1 rRNA gene is annotated in these 214 nt (G+C 50.5%); it reads right to left on the bottom strand.

Annotation, left to right across the window (positions count from 1 at the left end):
- Nucleotides 1-189 (bottom strand): 16S ribosomal RNA (locus AC5RUW_RS16655); the annotation flags it as partial.
- Between the last annotated feature and the right edge of the window lie 25 nt (nucleotides 190-214).

Here is a 214-nt window from a genome sequence, read left to right as displayed (position 1 = left end):
CCAGATGGTCGTATCCAGTATTAGACCCGGTTTCCCAGGCTTATCCCAGAGTCAAGGGCAGGTTACTCACGTGTTACTCACCCGTTCGCCACTAATCATTCTGTGCAAGCACAGAAGTCATCGTTCGACTTGCATGTGTTAAGCACGCCGCCAGCGTTCATCCTGAGCCAGGATCAAACTCTCCGTAAAAAACTACAGACACAACACCACGAAC

The organism is Arthrobacter sp. Y3222053 (assembly GCF_059092805.1).
This window is presented reverse-complemented; position numbering and strand designations above follow the sequence as displayed.